We start from the raw sequence: 22,074 nt of genomic DNA on the forward strand, positions 1-22,074 counted from the left end.
CCTACGTGGCCGGCCTCACTCGCGCAGCAGTTTGTACAGCGTTGTCCGCGAGATGCCGAGCTGGCGTGCGGCGAGGCTGAGGTTGCCTTCGGCGGTATGGGCGGCTCGCCGTGCCGCATCGCGCTGCTGGTCACGCAATGGTGCCGCCTGCACGGGCGCTGCGGCCGTAGCCGGTGAACGCGTCCGTGCGGCGCGCGGTGCCTGCAGATGCTGCAGATGGACCGCACTGCCCTCGCCCAGTCGCACCCGATGCGCAGGGCCGGGCTGCAGCAGTCGACGTCGCTGTGCTGCGCTGGCGCCGGCAAACAGCGTGTCCAGCGAAAGCAGCGGCAGCGGCCCACGCCGCGGCAGGCCGAGCAGGCGCCGGGCGACGCGATTGGCGCAAAGCAACTGGCCGTCTTCCTGCACCGCCAACAGGCCCTGCAGCGGTGATGCCAACCAGCGCGGATCATGCTGCACCGCCAGCAGATGCACATCGCTGAGCGTGTGCATCAAGCGGTTCTCGATGGCCAGCGCTGCCTGCCGGAAATAGCCCTGCAGCAACGCCGGATCGCGTTCCCCCAGCCCAGTGATGTCGATCGCACCGCAGACCTGCCCCTGCAGGTCATGCAGCGGCTCACTCAGGCAGAACACGGGGGCAAACCGCTGCAGATAGTGTTCATTGCCGCGTACCAATGCGGGAAGGTCGTCGGCCAGGCTGACCGCAGGCGCGGTGGTACCGATCTCGGCCTCGCCCAGCCGCCGGCCCACCTGGATCGGCCGCAGCAGCGCTGCATCTTCCAGGCCATGGGCGCGATGCACGATCACCATGCCCTCACGGTTGGCGCAGAACATCGTCCACCCACGCGCACCGAACGCGGCCCACAACTGCTCCAGTTCCGGCTGCACGCAACGGGCCAGGCGGCGGTCATCGCGGGACTCCAAGCGGTGTCCGTTGCCCTGCAACGGCGGGTAATACGGCTCCTGCCCGGGGCGCACACCCGCCGCATGCGAGCGCTGCCAGGACTGCTGCAACGGCAGGGGCAGCATCGCCAGCGACTGCACGTCGCCCTCGGCGAAGGCGGCCCGAGCCGCCACCAGCTGCTGTTGCCCGACTGTCGTGGCCATCATGCATGCAGCGTACACCCACACACGCCATGCCCGCGTTACATGCCAACAACGGAGCGTTTCCAATTTCGTCCGGCATTCATCCACGCATGGCGTGGATCCACGTGTCGACCAAGGTCGACACCCACCAAGAGCAGCCCATGCCGTTACGACAGATCGCGGGAACCCACGATCACCCCAGCACAGCGCCAAGCCGGGAAATGCGTTTCCATTCTCGTCCGGCATTCATCCACGCATGGCGTGGATCTACGTGTCGACCAAGGTCGACACCCACCAACAGCAGCGTGGTCGACACCCACCAACAGCCGCGTGCCGACCAACGGTCCCCACCCACCAACAGCAGCGGGAACCTGTCGAAGGCGGGGTGGGTCCGGTTGCGGGGGCGTGAGCCGCATGGATGCGGCGACCGAGCTTACATGGACGTACTTGCAGCGTCCCCCGCAACCGGACCCACCCCGCCATCCCACGGAATGCCCGCTTTTGCCGTTGCCGTTGCCGTTGCCGTTGCCGTTGCCGTTGATTCGGCAGGTGCAGGGCGCAGCCCTGCAAACCCACCCCACCCTCACCTCACGCCGCGATCCGCAGAATCGGCTTCAACGTAATCCCCCGCGTGCTGTCCTCGGCCGCCTGGTTGATCTGCTCCAGCGGGTAGAACTTCACCAGCCTGTCGAACGGGAAGCGCCCCTGCTGGTACAGCGTCACCAGCCGGGGAATGAACACCTGCGGCACGCTGTCACCCTCGACAATGCCACGGATGCTGCGGCCACCCAGCAGCAGGTTGTTCACATCGAAACTGGCAGTGGTGCCCAGCTTCGGCGCACCGACCACGCCCATCATGCCAAGCCCGCCGAGCGCTTCGATGCCGGCCGATATCACTTCCGGGCGCCCGGTCGATTCCAGCGCGAAATCGGCGCCACCCCCGGTGATCGCGCGCACCGCCTCGATCACATCGGTCTCGCGGCTGTTGACCACATGGGTGGCGCCCAGCTCCATGGCCAGCTGCAACCGCGAGGGCACCACGTCGATGGCGATGATGGTGGTGGCACCGGCGACCTTGGCCGCCATCACCGCACTCAGGCCGACCGCACCGGCGCCGTAGCTGGCGAAGCTACTGCCCGATCGCACCTGCAGCGAGTTGAGCACCGCACCGGCACCGGTCTGGATGCCGCAGCCCAGCGGACCGAGCAGCTCCAGCGGCGCATCGTCAGGCACCTTGATCGCATTGATCTCGCGCGCCAGCGCAAACGTGGCGAACGACGACTGTGCAAAGAAGTGATCGTGCAGCGGTTGGCCCTGTGCATCGGTGATGGCGGTATGGCCGTGGCCATCATCACCACCGAAATTCAGCGCGAAGAAATCGCGGCAGTACGCACCGTGGCCACCACGACAGGGATTGCAGTGGCCGCATTGGCCGTAGGTCAGCACGACATGGTCGCCGGCCTTCAGTTCGCGCACATTGGGGCCGACCGCTTCGACGATGCCCGCACCTTCATGGCCCAGCACTGCCGGCAGCGGTACCGGATAGTACTGGTCACGCACGATCAGGTCGGTATGGCACAGGCCGGTCGCTACGATTTTCACCAGCACTTCGTCGTCCTGCGGGCCGCGCAGGCGCGCCTGCTCGATGACAAAGGGCTGTTCCTTGCCGCGCACCACCGCTGCGGTGATGTCACGCGATCCACTGTTGCTGCTCATCGTTGCGTTCTCCTCGATCAGATGGGATAGGCCGGGGCTTCGCCCTTGACCGTCATCCATTGCCACTGGGTGAATTCCTCCACGTTGGACGGACCGCCGATGCTGGTGCCGTTGCCGGACGCCCCTACCCCACCGAAGGGATTGATGACCTCGTCGTTCACGGTCTGGTCGTTGATGTGCAGCAGACCGGTGCGCAGGCGCTCGCCCAGCTTCAGCGCGCGGCCGACATTGCGGGAGACGATCGCCATCGACAGGCCGTACTCGCTGTCATTGGCCAGGCGCACGGCTTCGTCGTCGTCATCGAACGGCACCACCACCGCTACTGGCGCGAAGATCTCTTCGTTGAACGCCGGATTGTCGACACTGACGTTGCCGAGCACGGTGGGTGCGAAGAACAGGTCCTGGTGGGTGCCGCCGGTTTCGAGCGTGGCACCCGCCTTCAACGCGTCGTCGACCACACGCGCCGCATGGTCGCGTTGCGCGGCATTGATCAGTGGGCCCAGCGCAACATCCTCGCGTGCCGGGTCACCCACCTTCAGCGACTTCGCCTTGGCCACCAGCTTCTGCAGGAAGGCCTGGTGGATGCTGCGCTGTACCAGCACACGGCCGGTTGCCATGCAGATCTGGCCCTGGTGCAGGTACACCCCCCAGGCGGTGTTGGCTACAGCCAGGTCGAGATCCGCATCGTCAAGGATGATCAGCGCGTTCTTGCCGCCCAGCTCCAGTGACACCTTTTTCAGGTGCTTGCCGGCGGCTTCGCCAACCTTGCGTCCGGCCGCCGTCGAGCCGGTGAACTGGATCATCGCCACATGCGGGTCGCTGGTCAGCGCGGCACCGGCGGCGCCGTCGCCGGGCAACATCTGCAGCACACCCTGCGGAAGACCAGCCTGCTCGAACAGGCGTGCGATCACCGCACCACCACACACCGCCGTGCGCGGGTCCGGCTTGAGCACCACGGCATTGCCGAGCGCGATCGCCGGCGCCACCGCGCGCATCGCCAGGTACAGCGGGAAATTGAACGGAGAGATCACCCCCACCACACCCAGCGGACGGCGCCGCGCCAGGTTCAGCCGCCCAGGTTCGGACGGCAGGATCTCACCCACGCTGCGCGAAGGCAGCGCGGCGGCCTCATGCAGCGCCTTGATGGTCACCTTGGCTTCGAAACCGGCCTTCAGGCGGGTGGAGCCACTTTCACGGACCAGCCAGTCGACCAGCGTATCGATGTTTTCTTCGGCCAGGCGTGCAGCCTTGCGCAGCACCTCGGCGCGCTGTTCGTACGGCGCTGCCGCCCATGCCTGTTGCGCCTGCGCCGCAGCGGCCGCCGAACGTGCGACCTGCGCCGCATCGGCCAGGCCGATTTCGCCAAGCGAGTGCCCGGTGGCGGGCTCGATCACCGGCTGGCGCTGTGCAGCGGCGCTCCATTGACCGTCGAAGAAGGCGCCTGACCAGAGTGCGTCCGGCAGCCATGGGGAAGATGCAGTCATGAAAAGTCCTCCTGTGTCGTGCCGCCATTGCACGCCTGGCCCGCAGCGTCGGCAATCGGCCATTGGCGTGATGTCGGCAAGGGATTGAATCGACGGGAATTTCCAGCATCGCCGTTGTCCAGTTCCTGCACAGTGAACGGCGCCCCTGCAGCGGCCCGCCTACAATGGCCACCCCCGCCAGCCGATGCGCCCGCCATGACCGACACCCCCCTGCCCACCGATGACCCGATCGCCGCCACCCGCCTGTGGCTGGAGCGCATCGTCATCGGCCTGAACCTGTGCCCGTTCGCCAAGGCGGTGTACGTGAAGGACCAGGTCCGCATCGTGCTGAGCGACGCGACCACACCCGAAGCCCTGGTGGAAGAACTGGCCGAGGAACTGGTGCTGCTGCGCGACACGCCGGCCGAGCAGATCGATACCACCCTGATCGTGCATCCGCAGGTACTGACCGACTTCCTCGACTACAACGACTTCCTCGACAACGCCGATGCGGCGATCGAGGCGCTGGACCTGCAGGGCATCCTGCAGGTGGCCAGCTTCCATCCGGACTACCAGTTCGATGGCGTCGCCGCCGATGACGCCAGCAACTACACCAACCGCGCGCCCTACCCCACCCTGCACCTGCTGCGCGAAGACAGCGTGGCACGCGCGGTGGATGTCTACCCGGACCCGGACGTGATCGTCGAGCGCAACATCCAGACCCTGGACCGGATCGGTGTCGAGGGCTGGCACCGTCGCCTGCGCGGCGACGACCTGTCATGAGCACGGTGCCGCCGATTGCCACCTGGCCGGCTGCGCCGCTGCACGGCAGGGTGGTGCTGGTCACCGGCGGTGCCAACGGCATCGGCCGCGGCATCGCCCAGGCGGTGCTCGGGGCCGGCGGCCGTGTGCTGATCGGCGATCTGGACGTAGAGGCGGGCCAGGCCTGCCTGGCCGAATGGCAGCGCGGCGATGATGCCGCGTTCCAGCGGCTGGACATCACCGACGAAAGCAGCGTGCGCGACTTCATCGCAGTGGCCCTGCAACGCTTCGGGCGCATCGACGGCCTGGTCAACAATGCCGGCATCGCCGGGCCGCACGGCACCCTGCTGCAGGACATGGACTGGGAAGAATGGCAGCGTCGGCTGTCATCGCTGCATGGCGCGTTCCTGTGCAGCAAGCACGCATTGCCGGCGTTGTCGGCCGACGCAGGCGCGATCATCAACATCGCATCGACGCGCGCCTGGCAGTCCGAGGCGCACAGCGAAGCCTACGCTGCGGCCAAGGGCGGGCTGGTGGCCTTCACCCATGCACTGGCCATCAGTGCGGGACCGGCGGTGCGGGTGAACAGCATCAGCCCCGGCTGGATCAGCACCGATGCCTGGCAGGCACCGTCACGCCGGCACGTGCCGCAGTACTCGGCCACCGACCACGCCCAGCATCCGGTTGGCCGCGTCGGCGAACCCGAGGACATCGGCGCACTGGCGGTGTACCTGCTGTCCTCGTTGTCCGGCTTCAGCACCGGCCAGGACTTCATCGTCGACGGCGGCATGACCCGGAAGATGATCTACGCCGATTGAAAGCGGGACGCCGCGGTAGCGCCGGGCCATGCCCGGCGGCTTTCCTACGCCGCGCTACGTGCTCGCCGGGCATGGCCCGGCGATCACGGAGCGCTGCCTTTTTTGCGTTTACGCCATGCCGGAGCATTCCGGTAGATCCACGCCATGCGTGGATGGCGGCAACCTGCTTACGCCATGCCCGAATGGCGCAGCAGCGCGTCGATCTGCGGCGCACGGCCGCGGAAGGCCTTGAAGTTCTCGGCGGCCGGGCGGCTGCCGCCGCGCGACAGCACCTCGTCGCGGAAACGCGCGCCGGTTGCGGCCAGCGCCTGCGGCGCTTCCTCGAACGCGGCGTAGGCATCGGCGCTCAACACTTCGGCCCACTTGTAGCTGTAGTAACCGGCGGCATAGCCACCGGCGAAGATATGGCTGAACTGGTGCGGGAAGCGATTCCAGCTCGGCGGATGGTTCACCGCCACTTCCGCACGCACCCGCTCAAGCAGTGCCAGCACGCTGTCCTGCGCCGCCTCGAACTGGCTGTGCAGCAGCATGTCGAACAGACCGAATTCCAACTGGCGCACGGTGGCCATGCCGCTGTGGAAGTTGCGTGCGGCCAGCATGCGCTCGTACAGCGCGCGCGGCAGCGGCTCGCCGGTTTCCACATGCGCGGTCATGCCCTGCAGGTGGTCCCATTCCCAGCAGAAGTTCTCCATGAACTGGCTGGGCAGCTCCACCGCATCCCACTCCACGCCGTTGATGCCGGCCACGCCCAGTTCGCCGATGCGGGTCAGCAGCTGATGCAGGCCATGGCCCATTTCATGGAACAGCGTGGTCACTTCATTGTGGCTGAAGGTTGCCGGCTTGCCATCGGCACCACGGCCGAAGTTGCACACCAGGTACACCAGCGGCGTCTGTACGCTGCCATCGGCGCGCTCGCGGCGGTTGCGGCAGTCATCCATCCACGCGCCGCCACGCTTGCCCTCGCGGGCGTACAGGTCCAGGTAGAACTGGCCGACCAGGGTGCCCTGCGCATCCACCAGGCGGAAGAAGCGCACGTCCTCATGCCAGACCGGCGCACTGTCTTCCTGCACGCGCAGGCCGTACAGCTGCTCGATCACCGAGAACAGGCCGCCGAGTACCTTCGGTTCGGTGAAATACTGCTTCACTTCCTGCTCGGAGTAGCTGTAACGCGCCTGCTTCAGGCGATCGGCGGCGAACGCCAGATCCCAGGCCTGCAGGCTGTCGATACCGAGATGCTCGCGGGCGAACTGCTCCAGCTCGGCGCGGTCCTTGGCCGCGAACGGCTTGGCGCGCGCGGCCAGGTCACGCAGGAAGCCCAGCACTTCGGCGGGGGCGCTGGCCATCTTGGTGGCCACCGAGTAGTCGGCGTAGGAATCAAAGCCCAGCAGCGCGGCCAGCTCGGCACGCAGTGCAAGGATGCGATCGATGTTGCCGCCGTTGTCCAGCGCATCGTCGCCGAACTCGGAGGCGCGTTGCGCGCTGGCGCGGTACAGGATCTCGCGCAGGTCGCGGTCCTCGCCCCAGGTCTGCACCGGCAGGTAGCACGGCATCTGCAGGGTCAGCTTCCAGCCTGCCTTGCCGTCTTTTTCCGCAGCGGCGCGTGCAGCAGCCTTCACGTCGTCCGGCACGCCGGCCAGGCGCGCCGGGTCTTCGACGATCAGCGACCACGCATCGGTGGCGTCGAGCACGTTCTGCGAGAACTTCGCCGACAGCGCCGACAGTTCCTCCTTGATGGCGGAAAAACGCTGCTGCGCGTCCGCATCCAGTTCAGCACCGCCGAGGCGGAAATCACGCAGGGTGTTGTCCAGCACCTTGCGGCGCGCCTCATCAAAACCGGCCGCTTCGGTGCTGGCCGCCAGCGCTTGGTACTGGCGGTACAGCGCCAGGTTCTGGCCCAGCGCACTGGCAAAGCGGGTCACCCGCGGCAGGTTGCTGTTGTAGGCCTCACGCAGTTCCGGCGTGTTGACCACGCCCTGCAGGTGGCCCACCAGGCCCCAGGCGCGCCACAGGCGTTCGGTGGCGTCGTCCAGCGGGGTGACGAAGGTCTGCCAGGTTACCGGCTGCACCTGCTCGGCAGCGCTGACCGCCGCTTCGGCCTGCGCCAGCAGCACGTCCAGCGCCGGCGCCACATGCTCGGGGCGGATCGCCTCGAAGCGCGGCAGGCCGGAAAAATCGAGCAGGGGGTTGGCAACGGTCACGGCAGGTCTCCAGAGTACGGGCCCGGCAGCGCGGGCAGCCAGATCGATATGGCGCTGGCCGGGCCGGCAGACAAGGGGCGGCGGGCCATTGTTCACGTCGGCCTTACGGCCGCCGGCTGAAGCTTGCGGCGCGGGGGAGACCGCAGCGGAACGTGTCGAGGAGGCCCCACATGGAAGGTCTGGCTCCAGCTCCATCCGCAGTACGTTCACCAACGCTGGCGCTGTCGGCCAGCCCGACTGAACTGGCCTGGATCGCCGCACTGTGCGATGCGGGCGATGATGCGCCGCGCCACCTGCAGCAGTTGCAGGCACTGCAGCGCCAAGGCGGCAGGTTCAGCGACGAGCAGGAATGGTATCCCTTTGAAGTGATCGAGCGCGGTGCCAGCCAGGTGCGGCTGGGCCACGAGCGCGAATTCGTCATCTGCGTGCTGCTGTGGCTGCAGGCTCTGGCCCAGGGCCGGGCCAGCAGCCTGGACCCACGCCTGCACCTGGACGACCGCGCCGTGGAGATCGAGGCCCTGCCCGACGCGCTGCGCGATGCGGTACTGGATGCCTTCATGGCCGCCGGGTATTGAGCGCGATCCAATGCGCCGCTGCGCTCGCCGGGCATGGACCGGCGCTGCCGACCTGTCCTGGTAGCGCCGGGCCATGCCCGGCGGATGCCTGACGGGCTTACAGCGCTTCCAGACTGCACCACGGCAATCCAGGCAGGCCCTGCCCGGCCACCGCCGCCGCTACCTGCGCGTCGGCAGCGTCCACATCGATTCCCTGCCGCACATACCAGGCCGGGTCGTAATAGCTGTGCGCGTAGCGATCGCCGCTGTCGCAGAGGATGCTGACGATGCTGCCCTGGCGGCCGGCCTCGCGCATCCACTGCGCGGCCTGCAGCACGCCAATGAAGTTGGTGCCGGTGGAGCCACCGACGCGGCGCCCCAGCTGGCGGCTGACGTGGCGCATCGCAGCCAGGCTCAAGGCGTCGGGCACCTTCACCATGGCATCGACACTGGTCGGGATGAAGCTGGACTCCACCCGCGGCCGGCCGATGCCTTCCACCCGCGAGCCGCCGTTGCAGGTCATGCCGCGCCACTCGTTGCCGCCGGCCAGGGCAGCCTGGTATCCATCGTAGAACACCGAGACTTCCGGGTCCGCACACAGGATGCGGGTGTCATGCCGACGATAGCTGACGTAGCGCCCGAGCGTTGCTGCGGTACCGCCGGTGCCGGGGCTGCACACGATCCAGTCCGGAATCGGGCTGGGCTCCTCGGCCATCTGCTTGAAGATCGATTCGGCGATGTTGTTGTTGGCACGCCAGTCGGTGGCGCGCTCGGCATAGGTGAACTGGTCCATGAAGTGGCCGCCGGTTTCGCGGGCCAGCTTTTCCGAATCGCAGTTGAGGTCGCAGGCGCGCTCGACCAGATGGCAGCGGCCACCGTGGAACTCGATCGCGGCAATCTTCTCCGGCGACGTCGTGGCCGGCATCACTGCGATGAACGGCAGGCCGAGCAGGCGCGCGAAGTAGGCCTCGGAAACGGCGGTGGAGCCGCTGGAGGCCTCGATCACCGGCCGCCCTTCACGCAGCCAGCCGTTGGCCAGCGCATACAGGAACAGCGAACGCGCCAGCCGGTGCTTGAGGCTGCCGGTGGGATGGCTCGATTCATCCTTCAGGTACACCTCGATGCCCTCGAACCCGGGCAGCGCCAACGGGATCAGGTGGGTATCGGCGGAACGGTTGAAATCGGCTTCGATCTTGCGGATGGCGGCGGCCACCCATTCACGCTGCGACATGGCGGGCAATGGTCATCAGGACGGAACGGTGCGATCCGGCCATTGTACGTCGCGGTGCCGTCAGCTGCCGGCCCGTAGAATGACACCCATCCGGCCGGCAACGGCCCTGTCTGAAGGACCTCCCCCCATGACCATTCCCGCCCTGCGCGATGTCCCCGGCGTCGCCACCCAGGCCCCGGCCGAGACCACCGGCTTCGTCTTCAACCACACCATGCTGCGGGTCAAGGACGCCACCGCCTCGCTGGACTTCTACACCCGCGTGCTGGGCTACCAGCTGATCGACAAGCGCGACTTTGCCGAAGCCCAGTTCAGCCTGTACTTCCTGGCCTACGTACCGGCCGGCACCATGGTGCCGGAAGATGACAACACCCGCCGCCTGTGGATGGCCGGCCTGCCGGGCGTGCTGGAACTGACCCACAACCATGGCACTGAGAACCAGGAAGGCTCCGTCTACCACGACGGCAACAGCGACCCGCGCGGCTTCGGCCACATCTGCGTGTCGGTGCCGGACATCGAAGCGGCCTGCCAGCGTTTCGAAGACCTGGGCGTGACCTTCCAGAAGCGCCTGACCGACGGCCGCATGAAGAACCTGGCCTTCATCAAGGACCCGGACGGCTACTGGGTCGAGATCATCGCCAACGCCTGACCCAGAAAGGGCCCGTTCCGGTAGCGCCGGGCCATGCCCGGCGGCCTTGCTCCGACATTCATGGCACGATGGGGCCGCGAGCGACTTGATCCCCTCCGTCCCCTTTTTTGTGAGGTTGGCATGGAAACGATGGAACTGCACCGTGGGCGATTGATCGACCACATCCAGCTGGTCGTACGCGATCTGGCCGCCAGCCGCCGCTTCTACCAGGCGGTGTTCGACACGATCGGCATCCCGGTGGCCGGCGAAGGCGATGATTACTTCTGGGCCGACGAACTGTTCATTTCCAGCGCCAGCAGCGAGGCCGCTGCCGGCCAGCTGACCGGTCGCCATCACCTGGCGTTCCAGGCACGCGATACCGCCACCGTCGATGCTTTCCACAGCGCTGCGCTGGCGGCTGGCGGCAAGGACAACGGCGCGCCCGGCGAGCGCCCGTACCATCCCGGCTACTACGGCGCCTTCGTGCTCGATCCGGATGGCAACAACATCGAGGTCGTCTACCACGGCCCGGCGAACTACAGCGCCGATTCGGTGAAGGTCAGCTTCTGATTCCTGCGCTACGCGCTCGCCGGGCATGGCCCGGCGCTACCAACGAATGAAGCCGGGCATGGCCCGGCGCTACCAACGAAGAAGCCGGGCAATGCCCGGCTTCGTTTCATCACACAGCGCAGGCCTCAGTGGGCCGCCATGTAGATGTCCTGCAACACGGCCTTTTCCAGCTCCAGCTCGCCCAGCAGGTTCTTCACGATGTCACCCAGGCTGAGGATGCCGACCAGCTTGCTGCCGTCGGTGACCATCAGGTGGCGACGACGCGAGTAGGTCATCAGGGACATGGCCTGCTTCAACGTGGCGTCCGGCGCAATGCCTTCCAGGCCGGTGGACGGCAGGCTGGAAATCACCCGGCGACCGGCCTGCGGGCCATCATCGGCCAGGCTGCGGACGATGTCCTTTTCGGAAATGATGCCGACCGGCGCATCATCCTTCATCACTACCAGTGCGGCGATTTTATTCGCGCTCATCTTGTGCGCAGCGGCACCGATCGTGTCTTCCGTGTCGATGGTGATGACAGCTTCTTTCTTGGATTGCAGGAGCTCGCGGACATTCATTCTTGTTTCCTGGTGCAGGTCACTCAAGTCAAAAAAGTGTGCTCTGCCGATTCGCCCCCTCCCCGGGAACAGACCTTTCAGTGCACGTCTGGCGCACCCACCTGCCGCTTGGAATGGATCGGCAGACGTCGTGCTGCAACACGAACGAGGGGGTTCAACGGCTCAACCCGGATCTCGGTCAACTCGATTCTACGACTGCGACCATCGGTCACTAGCGGCATCGATGGGACAGTTCGTCGTAGGAACCAACTGACGATCCAGAGAATGGCACCGCGGCTGAAACCGCCGCTGAATACAGGCGATGTCGCGCATTAAAGATTGATTGCCTGCTGCCGACTGCGGACAGAAAACCCGGCAGCTGTCCCACTTGGCAGCGCCAGCGTCGTAAACGAAAGGGGCCACGTGGGCCCCTTTCGCATGCAGCATCCAATGGATCCGAGTGTTACTCCACCGTAACGCTCTTGGCCAGGTTGCGCGGCTTGTCCACGTCGGTGCCGCGCGCCAGCGCGGTGTGGTACGCCAGCAGCTGCACCGGGATGGTGTGCACCACCGGGCTGAGCACGCCGGCATGGCGCGGGGTGCGGATCACGTGCACGCCTTCGGACTCGTTGAAGTTGCTGTCCTGGTCGGCGAACACGAACAGCTCGCCGCCACGCGCGCGCACTTCCTGCATGTTGGATTTGACCTTCTCCAGCAGGCTGTCGTTGGGTGCGATCACCACCACCGGCATGTCCTCGTCCACCAGCGCCAGCGGCCCGTGCTTGAGCTCGCCGGCCGGGTAGGCCTCGGCATGGATGTACGAGATTTCCTTCAACTTGAGCGCGCCTTCCAGGGCGATCGGATAGTGCAGGCCACGGCCGAGGAACAGCGCACTGCTCTTGCGTGCGAAGCGCTCGGCCCATGCGGCGATCTGCGGTTCCATGTTCAACGCATGCTGCACGCTGCCCGGCAGGAAACGCAGCTGCTCCAGGTAGTCCGCTTCCTGTGCGGCATCAACGCGGCCATGCAGCTTGCCCAGCACCACGGTCAGCTGGAACAGCGCGGCCAGCTGGGTGGTAAACGCCTTGGTCGAGGCCACGCCGATCTCGGCGCCGGCACGGGTGTAGCAGACCAGTTCGCTGGCGCGCGGAATCGCGCTTTCCGGCACGTTGCAGATCGACAGCGTGTGCATGTGGCCCAGCGATTTGGCGTACTTCAGCGCTTCCATCGTGTCCAGCGTTTCGCCGGACTGGGAGATGGTCACGATCAGGTGCTTGGGATTGGCATACGCGGCGCGATAGCGGTATTCGCTGGCGATCTCCACGCTGCACGGCAGGCCGGCGATGGCCTCGATCCAGTAGCGCGCGGTCAGGCCCGAGTAGTAACTGGTACCACAGGCCAGGATCTGCACGCCCTCGATTCCCGACAGCACCGCTTCGGCATTCTTGCCGAACAGTTCGGCCGGGAAGCCACCAGCGTCGATCGCCGCTTCGATGGTGTCGCCCAGCGCACGCGGCTGCTCGTGGATCTCCTTCTGCATGAAGTGGCGGTACGGGCCCAGCTCCAGGGAGGCCAGCGAGACATCGGAGAGATGCACATCGCGCTCGATCGGCTGATCGTTGCCATCGAAGATGCTCACGCCATCCCGGCGGATCTCGGCGGTGTCGCCCTCTTCCAGGAAGATCACCTTGCGCGTGGCCGACAGCACGGCCGACACATCGGACGCCACGAAGTTCTCGCCCTCGCCCAGACCGACCAGCAGCGGGCAGCCCATGCGGGCACAGACGAAACGTTCCGGCTCGGCACGGCTGACCACGGCCAGCGCATAGGCACCGGTCAGTTCCTTCACCGTGTGCTGCAGCGCCACCAGCAGGTCATCGCCCTTCTTCAGATGGTGGTGGATCAGGTGGGCGATCACTTCGGTGTCGGTCTGCGACTCGAAGGTATAGCCCAGCGCGCGCAGCTTCTCGCGCTGCTCCTCATGGTTCTCGATGATGCCGTTGTGCACCAGCGCCACGCCATGGCTGATGTGCGGATGCGCGTTCGCCTCGGTGACACCACCATGGGTGGCCCAGCGGGTGTGGCCGATACCGAGGCTGGCGTTGAAGCCTTCAGCCTCGGCAGCAGTGGCCATCTCCGAGACACGACCGGTGCGGCGTACGCGGCGCACCTCGGGCCGTTCGGCCTGATCGATCACGGCGATGCCGGAGGAATCGTAGCCGCGGTATTCCAGTCGCTTCAGTCCTTCGATCAGCAGCGGCACCACGTCGCGCCCGGCGATCGCACCCACGATTCCACACATGTCACGCATTTCCTTGAAGACGGTCGCCGCATTCTAGCCTGCGCGTCCGCCAGCCCCCTCCTGTCCGCTTAATGAAAGTGTCCGGAAAGGTGTCCGCGGACACCCGGACAGTAGCGACACATGTTCAACTCATTGATGGAAAAGGAAATAAAGTTGGCACGCTATGTGCTTTTTCCTTGGTACCACTCTGGCACCACCGACAGGCACGAACCCGATGATCCGCGACACCTCCGCCCAGGACCAGATCGTTTCCTCCGCTTCAGCCAGTGCCCCCAAGGCCGCATGGCACCGTTACCGCTGGCCGGCCCTGGCGGGTATCGCGCTGCTGGCCGGCATCGGCTGGGCCGTGCATGCGTGGTCCAATGCCAGCAGTTCGTTCGACAGCAGCCGGGTGCGCATCGCCGAAGTGCAGCGCGGCGACCTGGTGCGCGACATCGCCGCCGACGGCCGCGTGATCGCCGCCAACAGCCCGGTGCTGTACGCCATCTCCGCCGGCACGGTGGACCTGAAGGTGGTCGCCGGTGACGTGGTCAAGAAGGGCCAGGAGCTGGCGATCATCGACAGCCCCGAGCTGCGCAGCAAGCTCGCCCAGGAGGAGGCCACCCTGGCTGGCCTGGAGGCCGAGGCCAGCCGCGCCAACCTGGATGCCACCCTGGCCCGGGCCAAGTCGCGCAAGGAAACCGACCAGGCCAGCATCGAGCGGCAGGCCGCCGACCGCGACCTGCAGCGCTACCAGCGCGGCTTCGATGGCGGCGCGGTGCCGCAGATCGATCTGGCCAAGGCCCAGGACACCCTGAAGAAGGCCGACATCAGCCTGGTCAATGCCACCACCGATGCACGCCTGCAGAGCCAGGGCGCGGACCTGGACGCACGCAACAAGCGTTTGCTGGCCGACCGCCAGAAGGCCGTAGTGGCCGAAGTGCGGCGCCAAGTGGACGCACTGACCCTGCGTGCACCGTTCGATGGCCAGGTCGGCCAGGTGCAGGCCACCCAGGCCACCAACCTTGCCGCCAACGCGCCGGTGCTGGGCGTGGTCGACCTGTCCAAGTTCGAAGTCGAGATCAAGGTGCCGGAGAGCTTCGCGCGCGATCTGGCGATCGGCATGCCGGCGCAGCTGACCGGTGGCAATGGCCAGCCGTTCCCGGGCGAGATCAGTGCGGTGTCGCCGGAAGTGGTCAATGGTGAAGTCAACGCCCGCGTCCGCTTCGCTGCGGCCCAGCCTGAAGGCCTGCGCCAGAGCCAGCGGATGTCGGTGCGGGTGCTGCTGGATACCCGCAGGAATGTCATGAAGGTCGAGCGCGGCCCGTTCGTGGAACAGGGCAACGGTGTGGCTTACGTAATGGATGGCCGCACCGCGGTGCGTCGTCCGATCGAACTGGGCGTCAGCAGCCTGGGCGAAGTGGAAATCAAGTCGGGTGTGCAGCCGGGGGACCGCATCGTGGTCTCGGGCAGCGACCTGTTCAAGGACGCCGAACGCGTCTCCGTCAACTGACAACTCATACATTCTGGAGAGAGGACACCCCATGTACATGCTCGAAATGCGTTCGGTCGCCAAGGTCTTCCGTACCGAACAGGTGGAAACCCACGCGCTGCGTTCACTGGAACTGCAGGTCAAGGAAGGCGAGTTCGTCGCCGTCACCGGTCCGTCCGGCTCCGGCAAGACCACCTTCCTCAACATCGCCGGCCTGCTGGAAACCTTCACCAGCGGCACCTACATGCTTGATGGCCAGGACGTCAGCAAGCTCGGCGATGATGCCCGCAGCCGCCTGCGCAACCAGAAGATCGGCTTCATCTTCCAGGGCTTCAACCTGATTCCGGACCTCAACCTGTTCGACAACGTGGACGTGCCGCTGCGCTACCGCAAGATGAGCGCCGGCGAGCGCCGCGAGCGCATCGAGAAGGCGCTGAGCCAGGTCGGCCTGGGCTCGCGCATGAAGCACTACCCGAACGAACTCTCCGGCGGCCAGCAGCAGCGCGCGGCGATCGCCCGTGCCCTGGCCGGCAGCCCGCGCCTGCTGCTGGCCGACGAACCGACCGGCAACCTGGACACGCAGATGGCGCGCGGGGTGATGGAACTGCTGGAGGAGATCAACGCCGCCGGCACCACCATCGTGATGGTCACCCACGACCCGGAACTGGCCGCACGCGCGCAGCGCAACGTGCACATCGTCGACGGCCAGGTCACCGACCTGGTGCGCGAGCCGGTGCTGGCCACCCCGCGTCGCATCGTCGCCGTCAACGAGTGAGGGCACGACCATGTTCGCCTACTACGCCCGACTGGCGGTACGCAGCTTCCGCCGCAACAAGGTACTGACCGCGCTGATGGTGGTGGCCATCGCGCTGGGCATCGGTGCTTCGATGACCACCCTGACCGTGTTCCACGTGCTGTCCGGCGACCCGATCCCTGACAAGAGCGACCGCCTGTTCTACGTGCAGGTCGATCCGCGCCCGCGCTCGGGTTACCTGACCGGCGAAGAGCCGGAGACCCAGATGACCCGCTTCGATGCCGAGACGCTGCTGCGCGAGAAGCGTGGCGAGCGCCAGGCGATGATGAGTGCCGGTGACGCGACCATCGAGCCGGAAGGCAGCACGTTGAAGCCGTTCAACATCGACACCCGCTGGACATCGGCTGACTTCTTCCCGATGTTCAATGTGCCGATGCTGTATGGCCGTGCCTGGACGGCCAGCGACGATGACGGTCGCTCCCGCGTGGTGGTGCTGTCCAAGGTGATCAACGACAAGCTGTTCCAGGGAGCGGACAGTGTCGGCCGTGAGATCCGTGCCGATGGCCATTCGCTGCGGGTGATCGGGGTGATGGATACCTGGAATCCGGAACCGCACTTCTTCGACCTGACCGTTGGCAACTACGGCCGCGAAGAGGACCTGATGATGCCGCTGTCCACCGCAATGGACCTCAAGCTCGGCAGCAACGGCAACATGAACTGCTTCCGCGACGGCGCACCCGATGACGACAGCAATTCGATCAACGCGCCGTGCACCTGGATCCAGTACTGGGTGGAGCTTGACCCGTCCAAGGCCGAGGACTACCGCCGCTACCTGGTGAACTACTCGGACCAGCAGCGGGCTGCCGGCCGCTTCGAGCGCCCGGCCAACGTGCGCCTGCGCACCGTGATGGAGTGGCTGACCTTCAACAACGCGGTACCCAGCGACGTGCGCCTGCAGATGTGGCTGGCCCTGGGTTTCCTCGGTGTCTGCCTGGTCAACACGGTCGGCCTGCTGCTGGCCAAGTTCCTGCGCCGCAGCGGTGAGATCGGCGTGCGCCGCGCACTGGGTGCCAGCCGCGGGCAGATCTTCCTGCAGTGCCTGGTCGAGGCGGGCGCGGTGGGCGTGGTCGGCGGCGTGCTCGGCATCGGCCTGGCACTGCTGGGCCTGTATGCAGTGCGCCAGCAGCCGGTGGACTACGCCAAGCTGGCCCACCTCGACGGCAGCATGCTGCTGCTCGCCCTCGGCCTGACCCTGCTGGCCAGCATTGCTGCCGGCTTCCTGCCCGCCTGGCGCGCGATGCAGGTCACCCCGGCCATCCAGCTCAAGTCGCAGTAAGCACGAGAACGAGGACTTCCCATGGACATCCGCCCCATCCTCAGCACCCTGCGCCGGCACAAGACCGCAGCCGCATTGATCGTGCTGGAAATCGCCCTGACCTGCGCCATCGTCTGCAATGCCCTGTTCCTGGTCACCCAGCGCGTGGAAAAGATCAGCCAGCCCAGCGGCCTGGCCGAGAACGAACTGGTCATGGTCCGGGTCAGCGGCATCGGCAAGCAGGCCAACGCCATGGCCCGCACCAACGAAGACCTGGCATCGCTGCGCGCGATCCCCGGCGTGACCAGCGTGGCCAAGGTCAACCAGCTGCCGTTCCGCCGCAATTCGAGCAACACCAGCATCTCGCGCGAGCGTGATCAGGAACGGCCGACAGCCTTCGTGTCGCAGTACATGGTTGGCGAGAACGCGTTGTCCACGCTCGGCCTGCAGCTGGTCGCCGGCCGCGACTTCCAGCCCAGCGAGTACATCGACCTGGAAGAAGCACAGAAGAATCCGAAGCCCGACCGCGCCGCACCGGTAATCATCAACCAGCAGGTCGCCGCCAAGATGTACCCGGACCAGAGTGCGCTGGGCAAGACCTTCTACATGGGCAACCAGGCCCTGCATGTGGTTGGTGTGGTCGCCCATCTGGCCACCCCCACCGACTACAACGACAACAGCACCCTGTCGATGATCCTGCCGGTACGTACCGACTTCACCCGCGGCCCGTACATGCTGCGCACCTCACCGGAACGCCGCGATGAAGTGCTGAAGGGTGCGCTGGCCGCGCTGGAGCACAACGACCCCAACCGCTTGGTGCGCGAGAAACTGACCTACCAGGAACAGCGTGCCGACTACTTCAAGAACGACCGCTCGATGGTCGGCCTGCTGGTGACGGTCTGCGTGGCGCTGCTGGTTGTCACCGCCCTGGGCATCGTCGGCCTGGCCAGCTTCTGGGTGCAGCAGCGCAGCAAGCAGATCGGCATCCGCCGCGCATTGGGCGCCACCCGCGGGCAGATCCTGCGCTATTTCCAGACCGAGAACTTCCTGCTGGCCACGCTGGGCATCGTGCTGGGCATGCTGGCGGCGTACGCCATCAACCTGGCCCTGATGAACATGTACGAGCTGCCGCGCATGCCGCTGCTGTACCTGCCGCTGGGCGCAGCGCTGCTGTGGCTGCTGGGGCAGATCGCCGTGTTCGGCCCGGCCCGCCGCGCCGCTGCGGTGCCCCCGGCCGTCGCCACGCGGGGGGCGTGAGATGCGCGCCAGCCTGCTGGTGCTGTTGCTGGCCCTGCCGCTGCCGGTACTCGCCGGCAGCAGCAGCGCGCAGACGCTGGAGTGGCGACAGGACGATGCGCGGCTGGCGCTGCGCTCGACCGAAGGCGTGGTGAGGGTGGATGCGGCCAGCCCGGAGGCGCGCTTCGGCGTGCGCCATGGCGACCGCATCCTGCGCGTGGACGACTCGCCGGTGCGGCAGATCGAACAGCTCGCCGACGCAGTACGGGCGGCATCGACGCCCACCGTCTACCTGCTGCTGCGGCGCGATGGCCGGATGCTCACGGTACCGGTGGCGGTGTCGGCGTGGCGGGCGGCGCTGAACCCGCCAGCACCACCGCCACCGCCGCCCCCGCCACGGCGCTGAGTCCGGACGCCCCTGCGCTACCGCTGGTTTCGCTATATTGCAGAGCGGCCCGGTAGCGCCGGGCCATGCCCGGCGGTTCCAGCCGCTGCAACTGCACCCGCCCCGCCGGGCATGGCCCGGCGCTACCCTCTTTGCGACCCATGCCTGCGATCCTGATCATCGACGACAACGCCAGCGTGGGAACCGCGCTGGACGTGCTGTTCTCCCTGCACGACATCGACACCCTGCTGGCGCAGAGCCCGGCCGAAGGGCTGGCGCTGCTGGAATCGCAGCCGGTGGACCTGGTGATCCAGGACATGAATTTCAGCGAGGACACCACCTCCGGTGAGGAAGGCGAGGCGCTGTTCGCACAGATCCGCGAACGCCATCCCGATCTGCCGGTGATCCTGCTGACGGCCTGGACCCACCTGAGCAGCGCGGTGGACCTGGTCAAGGCCGGTGCCGCCGACTACCTGGCCAAGCCCTGGGATGACCGCAAGCTGCTGACCACGGTCAACAACCTGCTGGAATTGTCCGAAGCGCGGCGCGAACTGGACCAGCGACGCCAGCGCGAACAGCGCCAGCGGCATGCGCTGGAAGACAAGTACGCATTGTGTGGTGCGGTGTTCGCCGACCCCGCCAGCGAGCGGGTGATCGCCCTGGCGTGCCAGGTCGCGCGCTCTGAGCTGCCGGTGCTGATCACCGGCCCCAATGGCGCGGGCAAGGAGAAGATCGCGCAGATCATCCAGGCCAACTCGCTGGTGGCCAAGGGCCCGTTCGTGGCGGTGAACTGCGGCGCCCTGCCCTCCGAACTGATCGAGGCCGAACTGTTCGGCGCCGAGGCCGGCGCCTATACCGGCGCCAACAAGGCGCGCGAAGGCAAGTTCGAGGCAGCCGACGGCGGCACGCTGTTCCTGGATGAGATCGGCAACCTGTCGCTGGGTGGGCAGATGAAGCTGCTGCGCGTGCTGGAGACGGGACGTTTCGAACGCCTGGGCTCCAACCGCGAACGCCAGGTCAAGGTGCGCGTGGTCAGCGCGACCAATGCCGACCTGCCGGCGATGATCCGCGAAGGTACGTTCCGCGAAGACCTTTACTACCGGCTCAACACGGTGGAACTGACGCTGCCGCCGCTGGCCGACCGCCCCGGCGACATCGTGCCGTTGGCCGAGCATTTCCTCAGCATCGGCAAGCCGCTGTCCAGCACGGCGGCCACCGCACTGCAGCGCCACCTGTGGCCGGGCAACGTGCGCGAGCTGCGCAACGTGATCCAGCGTGCCGAACTGCTGGCCATCGGCAACCGCATCGAAGTGGCCGATCTCAACCTGCCGCGTGCACCTGCTGCACCGCGCCCGACGCCAAGCGCCGGCAATGATCCCGATCGCGCACGCATCGAAGAAGTGCTGGCGCGCAACCACGGCGTCATCGCACAGGCGGCCAACGAGCTTGGACTGAGCCGGCAGGCGCTGTACCGGCGCATGGACCGTCACGGCATCCCACGCGAATGAAGCGACGCTCCTTCACCTTCCGCCTGTTCCTGCGCCTGCTGCCGGTGCTGGCGCTGGCTGCCGCGCTGCCGTGGCTGCTGGCCTACTGGATGGACCATGGCTGGGTGGTGACCACGGTCTCCACGATCATCCTGCTGTCATTGATGTGGTGGACGCTGCGCCGCGCCACCGCACCGGTGCGCTCGTTGATGCGGGCGCTGTCCGGGACCACCAGCAGCTACCGCGACGGTGAGTACAACTTCGGCATCTACTGGCCCGGCAATGACGAACTGGGTGACCTGGTGCAGGCACACCGCGAGCTGGGGGAAGTGCTGCGCGCACAACGCCAGGGCCTGGTGCAGCGCGAACTGCTGCTGGATACCATGGTGCAGAACACCCCGGTGGCGATGCTGCTGATCGCCGCCGGTGGCGATGGCATTTCCCGCGTGGTGTTCTCCAACCTGGCCGCGCGCAAGCTGCTGCACAGCGGCTGGAAGCTGGAAGGCCAGCGCATGGAAGACGTGCTCGAGCAGCTGCCGGTGGAACTGCGCGATGCCATCGGCCGCGGCGGCGACAGCCTGTTTGCGGTGAAGTCGGAAAGCGAAGACGGCGTGGAAGGCGACGAGGACGACGAACAGGTCTATCACCTGTCGCGGCGCGCGTTCCAGCTCAACGGCCGTCCGCATGACCTGCTGTTGGTACGCCAGCTCACTGCCGAACTGCGCCGGCAGGAAGTACAGACCTGGAAGAAGGTGATCCGGGTGATCAGCCACGAACTCAACAACTCGCTGGCGCCGATCGCATCGCTGGCGCACTCCGGCGGCGAACTGGTCAAGCGCGAACGCTTCGACCGGCTGCCGGAGATCTTCACCACCATCGAAGACCGCGCCCGCCATCTGGAAGGCTTCATCCGCGGCTACGCGCGTTTCGCCAAGCTGCCGCAGCCGCAGCTGCAGACCGTGCACTGGGCGCCGTTCCTGTCCAGCCTGTGCCAGCAGATTCCGTTCACGATGGAGCGTGCACCCGACGAGGAACTGAGCAGCCGGATCGACATCGCCCAGTTCGGCCAGGCCCTGCTCAACCTGCTGAAGAATGCACACGAAGCCTGCGCCGAAGCCGATCCGCCCAACGACGACGTGCAGGTGCAGCTGACCCGGCTGCCGCAGTGGCTGCGGCTGGATGTGCTGGACCGCGGCAAGGGCATGAACGAGCAGGTGCTGCAGAATGCGCTGATGCCGTTCTATTCGACCAAGCGCAACGGCACCGGGCTGGGGCTGGCCCTCACCCGCGAGATCGTCGAGGCGCACGGTGGTCGCGTGTCACTGCAGAACCGCACCGAGGGCGGGCTGTGTGTGTCGATCCTGTTGCCGGTGGGGTAGGTTTGTTCTTCCTTCCTCTGTTGATGGCTGAAGGTTGATCACGGTTCATGGGTGTCACTTTTCTTTGTACGCAAAGAAAAGTAACCAAAAGAAGCGTTCCGCCGGCCGCGAGCCGTCGTGCTGCGCATCGGAGCTCAGCTCGCTTCAAGACGGACTCGAGAAGCAGAGCAAAAGCATCCACGCATG

Annotated in this window: 19 protein-coding genes; 12 read left to right on the plus strand and 7 right to left on the minus strand. The window is 66.5% G+C overall.

Features of this window, described 5'->3' with window-relative positions; all coding sequences use genetic code 11:
• Positions 1-15: 15 nt before the first annotated feature.
• The 3 genes from CLM74_RS18405 to CLM74_RS18420 all read right to left on the minus strand — a co-directional run bounded on the left by CLM74_RS18405 (position 16) and on the right by CLM74_RS18420 (position 4,286).
• The gene (locus CLM74_RS18405) at positions 16-1,107 is read right to left on the minus strand and encodes a helix-turn-helix domain-containing protein (protein WP_223483514.1); all 1,092 of its coding nucleotides are present in this window, start codon (positions 1,105-1,107) and stop codon (positions 16-18) included.
• A gap of 567 nt (positions 1,108-1,674) precedes the next feature.
• A complete protein-coding gene (locus CLM74_RS18415; RefSeq protein WP_105164677.1) occupies positions 1,675-2,802 on the minus strand; it encodes an NAD(P)-dependent alcohol dehydrogenase in 1,128 nt (375 codons plus the stop codon).
• 17 nt (positions 2,803-2,819) lie between these two features.
• The gene (locus CLM74_RS18420; protein ID WP_105164678.1) at positions 2,820-4,286 is read right to left on the minus strand and encodes a benzaldehyde dehydrogenase; all 1,467 of its coding nucleotides are present in this window, start codon (positions 4,284-4,286) and stop codon (positions 2,820-2,822) included.
• 195 nt (positions 4,287-4,481) lie between these two features.
• Here CLM74_RS18420 and CLM74_RS18425 point away from each other — a divergent pair, with 195 nt between their 5' ends.
• Together CLM74_RS18425 and CLM74_RS18430 are read left to right on the plus strand one after the other, a co-directional pair.
• Positions 4,482-5,048: a DUF1415 domain-containing protein gene (locus tag CLM74_RS18425; RefSeq protein ID WP_025877318.1), complete on the plus strand. Its 567-nt coding sequence runs from the start codon at positions 4,482-4,484 to the stop codon at positions 5,046-5,048.
• A complete protein-coding gene (locus CLM74_RS18430; protein ID WP_032976558.1) occupies positions 5,045-5,845 on the plus strand; it encodes an SDR family oxidoreductase in 801 nt (266 codons plus the stop codon). Before CLM74_RS18425 ends, CLM74_RS18430 begins: the two co-directional genes overlap by 4 nt.
• 167 nt (positions 5,846-6,012) lie before the next feature.
• On the opposite strand, the gene CLM74_RS18435 is transcribed toward CLM74_RS18430, so the two are convergent.
• Positions 6,013-8,043, minus strand: coding sequence for a M3 family metallopeptidase (locus CLM74_RS18435; RefSeq protein WP_105164679.1), 2,031 nt, complete (start codon positions 8,041-8,043; stop codon positions 6,013-6,015).
• A gap of 170 nt (positions 8,044-8,213) precedes the next feature.
• Here CLM74_RS18435 and CLM74_RS18440 point away from each other — a divergent pair, with 170 nt between their 5' ends.
• On the plus strand, positions 8,214-8,618 hold the full coding sequence (locus CLM74_RS18440; protein WP_032976560.1) for a hypothetical protein: 405 nt from the start codon (positions 8,214-8,216) through the stop codon (positions 8,616-8,618).
• A gap of 97 nt (positions 8,619-8,715) precedes the next feature.
• Here CLM74_RS18440 and CLM74_RS18445 read toward each other — a convergent pair whose 3' ends face one another.
• On the minus strand, positions 8,716-9,828 hold the full coding sequence (locus CLM74_RS18445; RefSeq protein WP_025877326.1) for a PLP-dependent cysteine synthase family protein: 1,113 nt from the start codon (positions 9,826-9,828) through the stop codon (positions 8,716-8,718).
• Positions 9,829-9,955: 127 nt separating this feature from the next.
• Between CLM74_RS18445 and gloA the strand changes: the two genes are divergently transcribed.
• Positions 9,956-10,474, plus strand: coding sequence for a lactoylglutathione lyase (gloA, locus tag CLM74_RS18450; RefSeq protein WP_105164680.1), 519 nt, complete (start codon positions 9,956-9,958; stop codon positions 10,472-10,474).
• Between the two features lie 120 nt (positions 10,475-10,594).
• Positions 10,595-11,023 (plus strand): VOC family protein, encoded by a 429-nt coding sequence (locus tag CLM74_RS18455; RefSeq protein WP_025877330.1) that lies wholly within the window; start codon positions 10,595-10,597, stop codon positions 11,021-11,023.
• A 125-nt stretch (positions 11,024-11,148) separates the two neighbouring features.
• Here CLM74_RS18455 and CLM74_RS18460 read toward each other — a convergent pair whose 3' ends face one another.
• Both CLM74_RS18460 and glmS read right to left on the minus strand, forming a co-directional pair.
• On the minus strand, positions 11,149-11,580 hold the full coding sequence (locus tag CLM74_RS18460; protein ID WP_025877332.1) for a CBS domain-containing protein: 432 nt from the start codon (positions 11,578-11,580) through the stop codon (positions 11,149-11,151).
• A gap of 442 nt (positions 11,581-12,022) precedes the next feature.
• Positions 12,023-13,861, minus strand: coding sequence for a glutamine--fructose-6-phosphate transaminase (isomerizing) (gene glmS / locus CLM74_RS18465; RefSeq protein WP_105164681.1), 1,839 nt, complete (start codon positions 13,859-13,861; stop codon positions 12,023-12,025).
• A 214-nt stretch (positions 13,862-14,075) separates the two neighbouring features.
• Here glmS and CLM74_RS18470 point away from each other — a divergent pair, with 214 nt between their 5' ends.
• From CLM74_RS18470 to CLM74_RS18500, 7 genes are all read left to right on the plus strand, one after another.
• Positions 14,076-15,353, plus strand: a complete 1,278-nt coding sequence (locus CLM74_RS18470) for an efflux RND transporter periplasmic adaptor subunit (RefSeq protein ID WP_025877336.1) — start codon at positions 14,076-14,078, stop codon at positions 15,351-15,353.
• A gap of 31 nt (positions 15,354-15,384) precedes the next feature.
• On the plus strand, positions 15,385-16,107 hold the full coding sequence (locus CLM74_RS18475) for an ABC transporter ATP-binding protein (protein WP_032976565.1): 723 nt from the start codon (positions 15,385-15,387) through the stop codon (positions 16,105-16,107).
• A 10-nt stretch (positions 16,108-16,117) separates the two neighbouring features.
• Positions 16,118-17,422, plus strand: a complete 1,305-nt coding sequence (locus CLM74_RS18480; RefSeq protein WP_025877340.1) for an ABC transporter permease — start codon at positions 16,118-16,120, stop codon at positions 17,420-17,422.
• Positions 17,423-17,443: 21 nt separating this feature from the next.
• A complete protein-coding gene (locus CLM74_RS18485) occupies positions 17,444-18,658 on the plus strand; it encodes an FtsX-like permease family protein (protein ID WP_105164682.1) in 1,215 nt (404 codons plus the stop codon).
• A 1-nt stretch (position 18,659) separates the two neighbouring features.
• On the plus strand, positions 18,660-19,043 hold the full coding sequence (locus CLM74_RS18490; RefSeq protein WP_105164683.1) for a PDZ domain-containing protein: 384 nt from the start codon (positions 18,660-18,662) through the stop codon (positions 19,041-19,043).
• 140 nt (positions 19,044-19,183) lie between these two features.
• Entirely contained in the window at positions 19,184-20,530 is a 1,347-nt protein-coding gene (locus CLM74_RS18495) for a sigma-54 dependent transcriptional regulator (protein WP_105164684.1), read from the plus strand.
• The gene (locus CLM74_RS18500) at positions 20,527-21,888 is read left to right on the plus strand and encodes an ATP-binding protein (RefSeq protein WP_025877347.1); all 1,362 of its coding nucleotides are present in this window, start codon (positions 20,527-20,529) and stop codon (positions 21,886-21,888) included. The genes CLM74_RS18495 and CLM74_RS18500 overlap by 4 nt, the downstream gene beginning before the upstream one ends.
• Positions 21,889-22,074 lie beyond the last annotated feature (186 nt).

This window comes from Stenotrophomonas sp. MYb57, from assembly GCF_002966815.1.
GTDB lineage: Bacteria > Pseudomonadota > Gammaproteobacteria > Xanthomonadales > Xanthomonadaceae > Stenotrophomonas > Stenotrophomonas indicatrix.